We start from the raw sequence: 13,305 nt of genomic DNA, 5'->3' as shown, positions 1-13,305 counted from the left end.
TTACCTTTAACAATATTCGGATAACAGCATGACCACAACTCATTCAGACATACCTTCGGTACTACAGCGCATTGTCGCAACCAAAGTAGAAGAAGTAAAAGCAGCTCGCGCGGCGCTATCGCTTAAAGATTTGCAAGCAAAAGTCGCAGCTGATAACAAACCGCGCCGAGGTTTTGCTGCTGCCTTACGTGCTGCTAGCACTGAAAACAATGGTGTTGGCATCATTGCTGAAATCAAAAAAGCCTCGCCATCTAAAGGTATCATCAATCACGATTTTACCCCTGCTCTATTTGCTCAGCAGTACGAGCAAGCGGGCGCCAGCTGTCTATCAGTACTGACTGATCGCGATTATTTTCAGGGCGATGATACCTATCTTATTCAGGCTGCTAATACCTCAAGCTTACCGATATTACGTAAAGACTTTATGATTGATGTCTATCAAATCTATCAATCTTACCTAATGGGCGCTGACTGCATCCTACTCATTATGGCTTGCCTAGATGATGCCCAAGTACGAGAGCTACATGCGCTCAGTATTGAGCTTGGTATGGACGTATTGATAGAAGTGCATACCAAATCTGAGCTTGAGCGTGCGCTACAATTGCCACGCTCAGCGCACAATATTTATGGTATCAATAACCGTGATTTGAATACCTTTGATGTGGACCTACAAACCACGCTTGATCTCAAGAATATTTTAAACGACGCACTCGCTGCTGATAGCGCTGAACAAAAACCACTTATCGTAACCGAGAGTGGTATTCATAGCAGTGATGATATTCGTTTGATGTTAAGTCATGATATTCAGCACTTTCTAATCGGTGAACAATTTATGAAAACCGACCATCCAGGGCAAGCGTTACAATCCTTACTTGCGGGCGTCGCAGCAGACGGGTAAAGTAACTCAATAATTTATGCTTAAATATATGCTAATAGCTTGAACAATGTCTGCGCTATATACATAGTTCAATCAACCATTCATCAATCAACGATACGTTAACTTTTATGTCAAACTCTCTGTTTTCAAAAGAAATGCAAGACCAGCTCAAAGAACTCAAAGGCCAGCTGAGCAAGGGGCGTGATACCAATTCACCTGAAGGTGAGAATCAAAAGCCAACTGAACCGGTATCGCTACCGACTCAAAAGCAAGTAAAAAAGACGGTTAAGCAGCTAGATAGTGAACATATCGATGACGATAAAGTTCTGTTTATGCAAGCCATGCACGGTGTCAATCAGCTAGAAGACAAAAATGTCCGCTCACCTGCCAGCGCAACTAAAGCAGGTAAGCCTGATGCAGCGACACTATCAAAACGTGCTGCAGCTCAAGGTAGTGAAGCCAGTGATCTAGGCGCAGGCTTGTCAGATATGCAAGCACTACTGAACCCTGTCGCTGCTGAAGCTTATTTGTCTTATAAGCAGCCAACACTGCAAAATAAAATCTTTGATCAACTCAAAAAAGGCAAGCTGCGTTGGTATGATGCGGTAGATATCCATGGCTGTACGATAGAAGAAGCTCGCGAAGCGATGACTCAACTATTAAGCCAAGCCAAGCAGAAAAACGAAACTATGGTAAAAATCGTCCATGGTAAAGGTAGTGAAGCGATTTTAAAAACCTGTATCAATGGCTGGTTGCGTCAATTGCCAGAAGTATTAGCTTTTTGCTCTGCGCCACCAAAAGATGGTGGTAACGGTGCTGTATTGGTACTACTTAAAAAACCTAAAGCAGATGGCGAATAGGTCTACTGTTAGTGATATGGTACTACATCAAAAGGACTGCTTGTTTGCAGTCCTTTTTTTATCAATTATCCATGGCTCAGACATGGACTGTAACAATGCTTCCTTCAATGAACGCTCTCTTTAATGTACATTCCATTTAATGTTAGCTTCTCATTCTGCATTAATATATTGACTTGAGCTCCTTCTAATTATCAAAGCGGAATCACTATGAGCATACAGACTACTGAAAACACTAACGAACTAGAACGACAGATTGCTGCACTGATTACCATTGAACCAAGGTTTGCTCCTGTCCATAAGCAGGTCGGGACACCTAATCTTAGGCATAATGCAGGTGGGTTTGAGCAGTTGATGAGAGCGATGGTTGGTCAGCAGTTATCAGTTGCCGCCGCTGCCAGTATTTGGAAACGGTTGGTTGATGCAGAATTGATCACCCCGCAAGCGATACGTGAAGCGACAGACGATAGTTTGAAGACGCAAGGATTGTCTAAGCAAAAAACTCGTTATGTACGTTCATTAGTAGATCATGATATAGACTTTGCAGCCTTAGAAACTTTACCAAATGAAGAAGTCATAACAACCTTGACAGCCGTGACAGGCATTGGGCGCTGGACAGCTGAGATGTATTTACTATTTTCGCTAAAACGTGCAGACATACTCGCTGTCGATGATTTGGCCATTAAAGTTGCAGCCATGGAGTTGTTAGGCTTAGCAGAGCGCCCAACACCCAAGCAGCTAAAAAACTTAACTCAGCACTGGTCACCTTATCGTAGTGCTGCCAGTCTATTGCTTTGGTCGTACTACGGCTCATTACGTGATAAAACTGCAGTACCTTTATAACTAACTGAGCAAAGAAATAGCCAGTGTTACTCACCACTACTCATAAGAAAAGAGTCTCTTTTAAGGCTGATTCCATATAGAAAAACCAGACTTGTTTTTAGTGTGCTTAAACTTACTTTTTCTTAGCATATGACTTTTATGCTTTAGTGCCTTAAGCGCACCACTTCTGCTGACGGTCGCCATAGAGAATTTGTGGTGACTTGCAACATCATTTTTAGCCTTGTCGCTATCTTTACGAATATTAACGCCATCGTCGTTGTAATCTTTCCTGTATACGCTTGTGTTTACTTCCTTGTTATCAGACACTTCATTATTAGCAGAATTACTACTGTTATCTGATTCATTTCCTTCTGCTGATTCATCAGTGCTACTTCCCACATGATGTTCAAGCTCCGTTTGATTAACAATCAACTGCTGAGTCGGCAATGCATGTTCTACTTTATATGCCGCGACTTTCTTTAATATATCGACAAACAAAGCGTTTTGTTTGTCATAGAACTCAATGATACCAATAGCATTTACATAAGCTTGCAACTGAATAACATAGCAATCTTGGCGCAACTCCAAAATATTGACCTGATTCCATTCTTGATTAGTTAAATCATGCTCTTTTATAAATTCATCCAAATCATTAACCATTTTGAATATTACGTCAAGATCAGCGGTACGCTTAATATATAAGTAGTGGAAAAAACGAAACATATCGCGAGAGGTAAAGTTTTCGATCTGCATCGATGAAAAGTCACCATTTGGTACCGTAACAATCGTCCGCGACAAGGTCCGTACACGCGATGAGCGAATACCAATGTCGATAACTGTCCCTTCGTAAGTACCAAACTTACAATAGTCACCGATACGCACAGGTGAATCTGCGACGACGACGACACTACCAACTAAGTTTTCAATCGTCTTTTGCGCACCAAGGGCTAACGCCAAACCACCCACACCCAGTGCGGCAATACCAGTGGTCAAATCAAAACCCAAATTGCCAAAAATAACAATCACTGCAAATATCAGTAATAGCGCTTTGACGACCTTACGCAGCAGTCCCAAAATTGAGACTCGCTCAGTATAGTTTTTCTTGTAGCTTAGATTTACCGCTCGGGTAAATATCGCGTCAATCACTCGCAATAGTAGCCAAGTCAGCGCTAACCAAGAAGCGATATCCGTAAAGCGATTGACTGGCTCACGTAGTGTCACCGATACGCCTGCATAAACCATCACCTCGGATAGTATCAGGGCCATAATGACCACAGAAAGTGGCAATATTACCTTGTTAGGTAATGGCAATGGCGTACCACGCAAATACGGATAAACAATCCTTAATAAGTGGTATAGCAACCATACCGCGACATAAGTAAGTACAAAGCTAGTCACAATCATGGTGAGCGCGGCGACCAAATCAGCTAGTTGATAACCGAAAAGCTTTTTACCATCTAAAGAGTCAACCGTATAGCGAGAGACTAGGGTCGGCTCAGTATTTTCTATTACTTCTGGTACTGAGGTCAGCGTATCGCTAGAGAATTGCCAATATTGTTCGTTTTGTTTTGAGACCACCCTTTCTAGCAATAGCGGAACACTTCGCTCTCCAATATTAATCACACCGACATTTTCTTGGCTAGGTGGCAGTTGGTCAGTTAGATTACCCTCAGGTGAATTGCTAATCTGTAGATCCGGCTGAAAACGCCCTCCTGCATCCAGTGCTTGTTTGAACTGTCGCACAACGGTCGTTGGGTTATCAGACTTTGATAAGTTGAGATAATTACTTGCCAGCAGATAATCATTTTCACCCAGCGCACTAATAAACCCTTGTACCGTATGACGCGGTGTATCTCGGCCAAATGAATCAGGCAATGGCGTACTTACGGTCTCTCCACTACTGTCATTACCCACTCCAAGCGCACCAGCCTCCACAGCATAAGCATTATTTGGCAAGGCAATACTCAACAGCATAGTCAGTAATAGCATCGCGACTATAAATGGTATTTTAGTAATAGCAGAGAATAAATTAGGCGAAGGACTGGGAGTCAGATTATGCTTGATAGACAAAACAAACCTCTTAGTTTAAAAATGGCATGATAAATGACAGGTGGCGTCCATACTATAGTAACAATTATTTATAACAGCAGTGCTTTTGATTACGCAATTTTGTAGCTAACTGTATTGGTATTTGGTTTCTTACTCTACGTGCGCTCTTAATAGTAGGTGTTTATAAGGATAGGCTTCTCTTATAAAGTTGAATAAGTTCTCGTAGGATATCTAAGTAAAGTATTAATAGATTATTTAGCAAGCTAACATGAGTAGCATTCAGCCTACCTTGAATAAACATTAGGTTAAAGTAGTTTATAAAGTGGGTTAATTTGTAGATAATGAGCGCAGTTTTGCTTATATACTGTTTTTTGTAACTTTTGACCCCTTTTACGTCATGATAGTTACCTCTCATTTCTGCATTTTTAACTTGATTACTTTGGAATCGACTATGTCTGTATCACGTGCATCTTCACGTACCTATCTTCGTTTAAGTATTTTGAGCGCGCTTGGCTTACTTGCAGTAAATACCGCAATGGCAGCTACCTCTGAAAACACTTCCATCAACGATAGCAATTTGCCACAAGTTGAACTTGATGAGATCGTCGTCACAGCGACTCGCACACCTACTAAAGTCAGTAATGTGATTGCTCAGACACGTGTTGTAAATAGTAAAGAGCTCAAACGTTATCAAGGTCAAACGGTAATGGAAGTGCTTAGACGTCAGCCAGGATTTAGTATTAAACAAGATGGCGGCATGGGTCAAAGCAGCAATTTCTACCTTCGTGGCTATGATAGCAAACGCGTATTGGTATTAATCGACGGTGTACGTTATGGCTCAATGTCATCCGGACAGCCTGCATTAACCCTACTACCAGTCGATCAAATTGATCGTATTGAAATACTATATGGTGCATCAGGTTCTAGTATCTATGGCTCAGACGCAATGGGTGGCGTTATTCAAGTCTTTACTAAAGGCTCTAACATCGAACAGACCAACTTTTCTGTGACTGCTGGCGTTGGCTCAAACGACCATTATGTCTATGGCGTAGCCGCGCAGTTTGCAAATGAAGCAGGTGCCAAACTGAGTCTATCTGCTAATCGTAACCAAACTAAAGGTATTACAGCTCTTGAAAATCGATCAGGAAACGATAAAGATGATGACGGTTTTGAAAGTAATAACTTTGCACTAAATACAAGCGTCCCTTTAACGGACAACATTACTATCGGTGCAACAGGTCTTTTTTCTAAGTCAAATACTGAGTTTGATAACTATAGTTTTGGACCAGGTCAAAATGCAGAAATTGATCAAGAAAATGGTGCAGTATCAGCGTTTTCGCAATATGAAAACGATAAGATGACCTTGCGGCTATCAACAGGTCAAAGTTTGGATAAAGTTGATAACAAAGTTGGTGATGAATTTGAAACGAAACAAAAACAAGCAAATTTGTTAAGTATTTATCGCTTACCTACAGGACAGCTACAGGCTGGTGCAGAATGGCTAAAGCAAGAAGTAGATATTAATGACAATACTCCTAGTAATAATAACGATAGCTATAAGATAAATGATCGTATCATCAAGAGCGGTTTCCTTGGCTATCAGCTAAACAAAGAGGCTTATGACCTTCAAGCGAACGTTCGTTTTGATGAAAATTCACAGTTCGATAGCGAAACTACCTATAGCCTAGGTTATGCTGTGAAGCTAGCACCTAGTTTACGCCTTGGTACTAGCTTCGCTACTGGTTATAGAGCACCTTCTCTGAATGACTTATATATTGAAAGTGCTTATTATGTACCCAATGAAAACTTAGAAGTTGAAAAAAGTAAGAACCTAGAATTGTTTGTCGAGTCGAATAGTGATTTACAGACTACTCGTCTGACAGGATTTTATAGCCGCGTCAAGAATCTTATTAGCAATGAATATGATCCATCAACTTTCAAGTATCAAGCAACTAATATTGATCAAGCAGAACTGTCTGGTTACAGCTTAACGTCAGACTGGCAGATCAATAATGTGCTATTAGGTAGCCAATATACCTATACCAATGCAGAAGAGCTTTCTGGCGCCAATAAAGGCAAACAGTTGGTCTATCGACCAGAGCATACTGGCTTAGTATATATAGGATACCAAGCTGCCGAATTTGACATTCGTGCTGAAGCTGAGTATGTTGGCAAAACATATAATGTTTCAGATAACAGTACATTTATAGATGACTATACATTGTTTAATATTAGCGGTAACTATTATGTAAGCCCAAATCTGACATGGACTAGTCGTATTAACAATATAACAAATGTAGATTACTCGACCAATGAAAGCTTTGGTCAATATGCTTCACGTTATAACCAAGACGGCACCAATTTCTTCACCTCTTTAACTTATAACTGGTACTAAGCTAATTTAGCAATTAAAAACCTAGCGCTTATTTAAATATAAAAGGTCATCTACAGGTGGCCTTTTTTTATACCTATGAAAAACATACAGGTACTTATACCATGACTGCTTATCATTTATCTCAGTCAATAGGTGACAATTAACCACTCATCTATTACAATAACGACCTCCGAGAGGTGTTGCGCCATAACAGTGATTTACTGCATTAACATTCTATAGTTATGCAATCACAGGTTATGTTAGGCTCGGTTAACTGTCGAAAGACCATATTTTTGGTCGCTCACAGCGCAAACAACGGCACCTGCGTTTTTATTCTTTTTATCATTCGTTAACCACTGATAGGAGCATATTATGGACGCAGTGTCTACTACACCATCTGCCCATACGATCGATCCCTCTTTCACTGACTACAAAGTCGCTGACATCAGCCTTGCTGATTACGGCCGCCGTGAAATCACCCTTGCTGAAGCCGAAATGCCTGCCCTAATGGGCTTGCGTCGTCGCTACGAAGCAGACCAGCCGCTTAAAGGCGCGAAAATCGCTGGCTGTATCCACATGACTATTCAGACTGCCGTACTTATCGAGACACTAGTCGCGCTAGGTGCTGAAGTACGCTGGACATCATGTAACATCTTCTCAACTCAAGACCATGCTGCTGCTGCAATTGCCGCTGCTGGTATCTCTGTTTATGCTTGGAAAGGCGAAACAGAAGAAGAGTACGAGTGGTGCCTACGTCAGCAAGTACATGTTGGCGGCGAAGCGTCAGGCCAACTTTGGGATGCTAACTTAATTTTAGATGATGGCGGTGATTTGACTGCTTTGATTCACAGCGATTATGCAGAGCTGCTTGATAACATCCATGGTATCTCAGAAGAAACCACTACTGGCGTTCATCGCTTGGTTGAGATGCTTGGTAAAGGTACGCTTAAAGTACCAGCCATCAACGTCAACGATGCGGTTACCAAGTCTAAAAACGATAACAAATACGGCTGCCGTCATAGCTTAAACGATGCTATCAAACGTGCTACCGATATGTTCCTTGCTGGTCGCCGCGCTTTGGTTATCGGTTACGGCGATGTAGGTAAAGGCTCTACACAAAGCTTACGCCAAGAAGGCATGATCGTACGGGTCTCAGAAGTTGACCCTATTTGTGCTATGCAGGCATGTATGGACGGTTTTGAAGTCTTATCACCATACATCGACGGTGATAACACGGGCGGCGCAGCCAGCATCAACAAGCGTTTGCTTGAAGACACTGACATGATCGTCACGACTACTGGTAACTACCATGTTTGTGATAGACATATGTTAGCAGCCCTTAAACCTGGTGCTGTGGTATGTAACATCGGTCACTTTGATACCGAAATCGACACACAGTTTATGCGTGACAACTGGCGCTGGGTTGAAATCAAGCCACAAGTTCATCAAATCTTCCGCTCAGACGATGAGAACGACTATTTGATCTTGCTTGCTGAAGGTCGCCTAGTGAACCTAGGTAACGCAACTGGTCACCCATCACGCGTGATGGACGGCTCATTTGCCAACCAAGTATTGGCTCAAATGTATCTGTTCGAAGAGAAGTTTGCTGACTTGCCAGCTGACCAACGTACTGACAACCTATACGTAAAAGTATTGCCTAAGAAGTTAGACGAAGAAGTGGCCGCTGCGATGGTTGCAGGCTTTAACGGTACGCTAACTAAGCTGACCCAAAAGCAAGCTGAGTATTTGGGTGTACCAGTTGAAGGTCCATTCAAGCCTGACGCTTATAAATACTAAAAGGAGCCTGACTGTGAGTAAGCCTGCTTTCTCCTTTGAGTTCTTTCCTGCAAAGACCGAGCAAGGTCACGAAAAGCTTCTCAGCACTTACGATGAGCTTAATAAGTTGTCACCAGCTTATTTTTCGGTAACTTATGGTGCGGGCGGTTCAACCCGTAGCCGCACCTTAGATATCGTACAGGCACTAAGTACGCGTGGTACCACTGAAGTCGCGCCGCACCTGTCTTGTATTGGTGATGATAAAAGTGAAATCGCTGAATTGCTCGAGTATTATAAGACTTTAGGTATTAGACGCTTAGTAGCGCTACGCGGCGACTTGCCATCAGGTCAGGTGGGCATGGGTGAACTACCATTTGCGGTAGATTTGGTAAAGTACATTCGTGAGCATTCAGGTGATCACTTCCATATCGAAGTGGCCTCCTACCCTGAAATGCACCCACAAGCGCGTAGCTTTGAGTTTGATATTGATAACTTGGTAAATAAATACCAAGCTGGTGCCAATGCGTCGATTACTCAGTTTTTCTACAACGCTGACAGCTATCTGTACTTGCGTGATAAGTTAGAGAAACGCGGTATTGATACAGTAGCTCAGCCTTTGGTCGCTGGTATCATGCCAATTACCAATTCGAGCAATCTCTTGCGTTTTGCTGATAGCTGTGGCGCTGATATTCCGCGCTATGTACGTAAGCAGTTGACGGATTTTGGTGATGATCGTAAGGCTATTCGTGAGTTTGGCTTTGATGTGGTTTATCGCTTGTGTGAACGCTTGATTGCCGAGGGCGTACCTGCCATGCATTTTTATAGTATGAACAAAGTTGAGCCAAACAAACGCTTGGTAGAAGCGTTGGGATTGACCGCTTAAATTTGTAAGCATTCTAAAATACCCCTTAATCATTCCTGAATACATTATTAATGACTGGCGCTTTTAGGAGCGCCAGTTTTTTATTGCCAGAATTTTGACCAATAACCCTTTACCGTTTTATTCATACACTTTATCTTATTTAATTTTTAAAAATTTCTTCACTGTGCAATAATGCTGCTCTAAAAATAATTATCTTTATTAAGAAAAATTCTCATAAAACAAATGTCATTAATTGTCTCAAGTGATATTCTATAGATCTAATAATAACTATACTCAATCAAATAATAGGAATAAGACCACGTGCGACGTTTTTTTTATGCCATTAACAACGACAACGCTGATGCCTCACCACTACCTAAATTGGGTGAGTTACCGCTAGGTAGCAATGTCGAATTACCAGATAGCGTTGTCCATCACTGGTGCCGTGTACTACGAGCAAATATTGGCGATCAAGGGGTTTTGTTCGATGGATTTGGTGGCGAATATACAGTAGAGCTACAGGCAATCAGTAAAAAAAATGCCACTGCTACTTTGCTTACACATATAGACGACGATCGTACGCCGCCTACTATCACTCAGATTGGTTTGGTAATGAGCCGTGGTGAGCGTATGGACTATGCTATCCAAAAAGCAACTGAGCTTGGAGTGACTGCCATTCAGTTGCTCAGCAGCCACCATGGTGAAGTCACATTGAAACCTGCCCAAGTTGAAAAGAAACTGGCGCATTGGCAACAAGTAGCAATCGCCGCTTGTGAACAATGCGGTCTTAATCGTCCGCCTCTTATTCTTGCGCCACAATCTATCAACGAATGGCTAAGTAATACCAATTCTGATGCTAAGACTACTGAAGCTATGGCTACTGATGTTACGAAGGTGCAAATGGCCGTCAGTTCTATCGTTTCTGTGCTTAGTCATAATTCTTACTACCAAGTATTAGCAAACGCTGCAGATCTGTGTATGCAGATGAGCGTACCAGCAGCAGGACAACCCGCCACGCCTAACGCTCTATCTGATATTCTTAAACAACAGACCCCTTATATCAAACTGTTGATCGGACCTGAGGGTGGTCTGAGTCAAGATGAATGTCAGCAGGCACAGAGTGTTGGATTTGAGCCTTGGCAGATCGGCACAAGAGTCTTGCGTACCGAAACTGCACCAGTAGTAGCGTTAGCTACTTTACACGCCTTAAGCACCTAGTAAAAACTGATAAGTATTAGTATGACTATCGTAGTTTTTATCCTTTATGCTTATAGTCAAAAATAATATCTGTTCTGTATCGTACACAGTAAAATGCGATGCCAACTCAATGTTAATAAATTGATAATGCAGTTCTTATTTTTATAAGCCCTTATCTTTTGTGAGCCATTATTATGAGCAATTTTGACACTATTCCAGTATCAATCAAGCAGCAGTTGATGAGTACGCTATGTGAACAGCTTGAAGACGCCATATTTATACTAGACGAAAATCTACGTTATTTAGCGGTTAATGCCAGTTATGAGCTTATGATTGGCTACAAAGAAGAGTTCTTAGTTGGTCGGCCACTTGGTATTTATGCTGCCGAATTTTTATCAGAAGCAGAGCAGCTTATCTTGAAAGACATCAGTAAAAACCTAGACAGTCATGGATTTTACGAACTTGATTTTTCGATGATCAATCGTTATGGCGAACCTATTGATTGCCATGTCACTTATCGCAAGATTTATGTCGAGCAGACAGCCTACCATGTCGGTATGTTGCGTGACATGTCATCCGTTATCAAAGACCAAAAACAGGTCGCGCATTTACTCAACTATGATCAACTCACGGGGCTTCCTAACCGCAAGGTGTTTTTGAGTCAAACAAGTGACATGCTATTAGATAGTTACCAAGAGGTTGTCCTTGTACGCTTAAACATTGACCGCTATCGCAATCTTGCCAGCCTACTAGGGCCTGATGGTGCCAATGACTTAATAAAAAACTTTGTAGAAGGAGTCGAAAAGCTCAAGCTGCATAATTTACGCTCCTTTTCTCACTTTGGTGGTGATGATTTTGCGCTACTGTTTGAAGTTAAAGATGCCAATATGGTACGTCATCAACTAGACACACTTATGCAAATGTGTGAACGCCCCTTCTCTACTGATAAGAGCCATGCAACAGATGCAAATATCTATTACCATATTTCTGTGGGTGTCAGCTGTTTTCCAAAAGATGATAACGAAGTAACGGGTTTATTGACCAAAGCAGAAAAAGCATTGGACTATGTCAAGCAGCATGGTGGCGATGATATTCGCTGGTACGACGAGGCAATTGAAAGCGCTACCGCTGGTAGCTTAGAGCTAGAGTCTGAGCTTAGGACTGCTACCCTTGAAGGTCAATTCGTTCCTTATTATCAGCCAAAGTTCTCATTGGAAACTGGGGCTATCACAGGTTTTGAAGCATTGGTACGTTGGCAACATCCTACTCGCGGATTACTCAAACCCGTTCATTTTATCAATGCCATTATCGCGCACAAGCTCTCCTTTGATTTGTTTTCGCAACTGGCCATTAAAATAGTCAAACAACTAGCCGTTTGGCAACAGCAAGGGTTTCATCAACACGTCTGTATCAACGCTGATGCCGCTGAGTTTAGCCACCCTGACTTCTTTGATATGGTGAGCACACTACTGACAGAGAATGGCGTTGCTGCCCATCAATTGCATATCGAAGTGACCGAATCGTCTTTGATTCAGCGTCATGATAATGTAAAAAAACAGCTTAACTCGCTTAGAGAGCTTGGCGTACGTCTAGCGCTCGATGATTTCGGTACTGGTTATGCATCATTGAGCTACTTGCAAGAATACCCATTTGATTTTATCAAGATCGATAAGAGCTTTATCTCCAATATTGAAACTGATCGTACCCAACACGCAATTGTAAAAGCCATTTTAGACTTAGCAGTCGCTTTAGATATGCAAGTCGTTGCTGAAGGTATCGAAACTAAGCAGCAGCGTGATGTGTTGTTAGATATGGGTTGCAAAATTGGTCAGGGCTATTGGTTTAGCAAACCCGTGGCTGCTGATGTCGCCACTGCGATGCTGCTTAAACAAAATGCTTCTGAGTAAACGCTAAGCTATTCGTTATAAGTTATAACTTATTAATCATAAACTACTATGTTCAGACTCCTAGCATACGAGCATGTCTAATGTTTATATCTGTGAAATAACTTACATGCTCGATTCTACCAAATAGTGTTGTAATTTATACCGATGCGTTTGTCTTTCTGGCGAACGCTATTTTTTTGCCTGTCATTTTTTCATGTTAATACTAATCATATAAAGGCCTATCTATCTTAGTAACGTTAGAGTTTTCATATGCTTAATGCTGCTGTTTCCTAGCGCCTAACGTCGATTGCATAACCGATGCAAGATAGGTTCATGACTTATCAGTCCTGTCACCAAACTTGTATAATCACCTATGAAAGCCTATCTTTTATAGTGAATTTGTTAGAGCATATTTAATCTCTCATTGACTCTGACAATCACCACTCTTTTTAACACTATTTTATGTAATCGATAGCATGGTTGACCTGCTTTACTGTTTATCCTTTATTTAGATTTTCAGATTGGCTAGGTAAGAATAACGCACTAGAGGATAGTGCGACCATATACTCATTATTGGCTATGATCGGTTACATTCCAAAAAGGAC

9 protein-coding genes are annotated in these 13,305 nt (G+C 41.6%); 8 read left to right on the top strand and 1 reads right to left on the bottom strand.

Going from position 1 to position 13,305, the window contains the following annotated elements; genetic code table 11:
* Positions 1 to 28: 28 nt before the first annotated feature.
* From trpC to Q0788_RS02445, 3 genes are all read left to right on the top strand, one after another.
* Positions 29 to 898 carry an indole-3-glycerol phosphate synthase TrpC gene (gene trpC, locus Q0788_RS02455; RefSeq protein WP_298807610.1) on the top strand — a complete coding sequence of 290 codons (870 nt, stop codon included), beginning with the start codon at positions 29 to 31 and terminating at the stop codon, positions 896 to 898.
* 107 nt (positions 899 to 1,005) lie between these two features.
* Positions 1,006 to 1,737: a Smr/MutS family protein gene (locus Q0788_RS02450; RefSeq protein ID WP_179798976.1), complete on the top strand. Its 732-nt coding sequence runs from the start codon at positions 1,006 to 1,008 to the stop codon at positions 1,735 to 1,737.
* Positions 1,738 to 1,944: 207 nt separating this feature from the next.
* Positions 1,945 to 2,577 carry a DNA-3-methyladenine glycosylase 2 family protein gene (locus Q0788_RS02445; protein WP_298807609.1) on the top strand — a complete coding sequence of 211 codons (633 nt, stop codon included), beginning with the start codon at positions 1,945 to 1,947 and terminating at the stop codon, positions 2,575 to 2,577.
* 60 nt (positions 2,578 to 2,637) lie between these two features.
* On the opposite strand, the gene Q0788_RS02440 is transcribed toward Q0788_RS02445, so the two are convergent.
* Positions 2,638 to 4,626, bottom strand: a complete 1,989-nt coding sequence (locus Q0788_RS02440; RefSeq protein ID WP_298807608.1) for a mechanosensitive ion channel family protein — start codon at positions 4,624 to 4,626, stop codon at positions 2,638 to 2,640.
* Between the two features lie 430 nt (positions 4,627 to 5,056).
* Between Q0788_RS02440 and Q0788_RS02435 the strand changes: the two genes are divergently transcribed.
* From Q0788_RS02435 to Q0788_RS02415, 5 genes are all read left to right on the top strand, one after another.
* Entirely contained in the window at positions 5,057 to 7,000 is a 1,944-nt protein-coding gene (locus Q0788_RS02435; RefSeq protein WP_298807607.1) for a TonB-dependent siderophore receptor, read from the top strand.
* A gap of 351 nt (positions 7,001 to 7,351) precedes the next feature.
* Positions 7,352 to 8,776, top strand: coding sequence for an adenosylhomocysteinase (ahcY, locus tag Q0788_RS02430; RefSeq protein WP_191113667.1), 1,425 nt, complete (start codon positions 7,352 to 7,354; stop codon positions 8,774 to 8,776).
* 13 nt (positions 8,777 to 8,789) lie between these two features.
* Complete coding sequence (metF, locus tag Q0788_RS02425; protein WP_298807606.1) at positions 8,790 to 9,638, top strand: methylenetetrahydrofolate reductase [NAD(P)H]; 849 nt, start codon at positions 8,790 to 8,792, stop codon at positions 9,636 to 9,638.
* A gap of 300 nt (positions 9,639 to 9,938) precedes the next feature.
* Positions 9,939 to 10,835, top strand: coding sequence for a 16S rRNA (uracil(1498)-N(3))-methyltransferase (locus tag Q0788_RS02420; RefSeq protein WP_298807605.1), 897 nt, complete (start codon positions 9,939 to 9,941; stop codon positions 10,833 to 10,835).
* Positions 10,836 to 11,008: 173 nt separating this feature from the next.
* Entirely contained in the window at positions 11,009 to 12,721 is a 1,713-nt protein-coding gene (locus tag Q0788_RS02415; protein ID WP_298807603.1) for a bifunctional diguanylate cyclase/phosphodiesterase, read from the top strand.
* Positions 12,722 to 13,305 lie beyond the last annotated feature (584 nt).

It is taken from the genome of uncultured Psychrobacter sp. (assembly GCF_947500265.1).
Taxonomy (GTDB): Bacteria; Pseudomonadota; Gammaproteobacteria; order Pseudomonadales; family Moraxellaceae; genus Psychrobacter.
Note: the sequence above shows the minus strand (reverse complement) of the source record. Positions and strands in the feature narration are given on the sequence as shown.

What these genes read in the sequence shown, in the direction of transcription:
- trpC (WP_298807610.1), top strand. Translation starts at nt 29, where the DNA reads ATGACCACAACTCATTCAGACATACCTTCGGTACTACAGCGCATTGTC.
- Q0788_RS02450 (WP_179798976.1), top strand. Translation starts at nt 1,006, where the DNA reads ATGTCAAACTCTCTGTTTTCAAAAGAAATGCAAGACCAGCTCAAAGAA.
- Q0788_RS02445 (WP_298807609.1), top strand. Translation starts at nt 1,945, where the DNA reads ATGAGCATACAGACTACTGAAAACACTAACGAACTAGAACGACAGATT.
- Q0788_RS02435 (WP_298807607.1), top strand. Translation starts at nt 5,057, where the DNA reads ATGTCTGTATCACGTGCATCTTCACGTACCTATCTTCGTTTAAGTATT.
- ahcY (WP_191113667.1), top strand. Translation starts at nt 7,352, where the DNA reads ATGGACGCAGTGTCTACTACACCATCTGCCCATACGATCGATCCCTCT.
- Q0788_RS02415 (WP_298807603.1), top strand. Translation starts at nt 11,009, where the DNA reads ATGAGCAATTTTGACACTATTCCAGTATCAATCAAGCAGCAGTTGATG.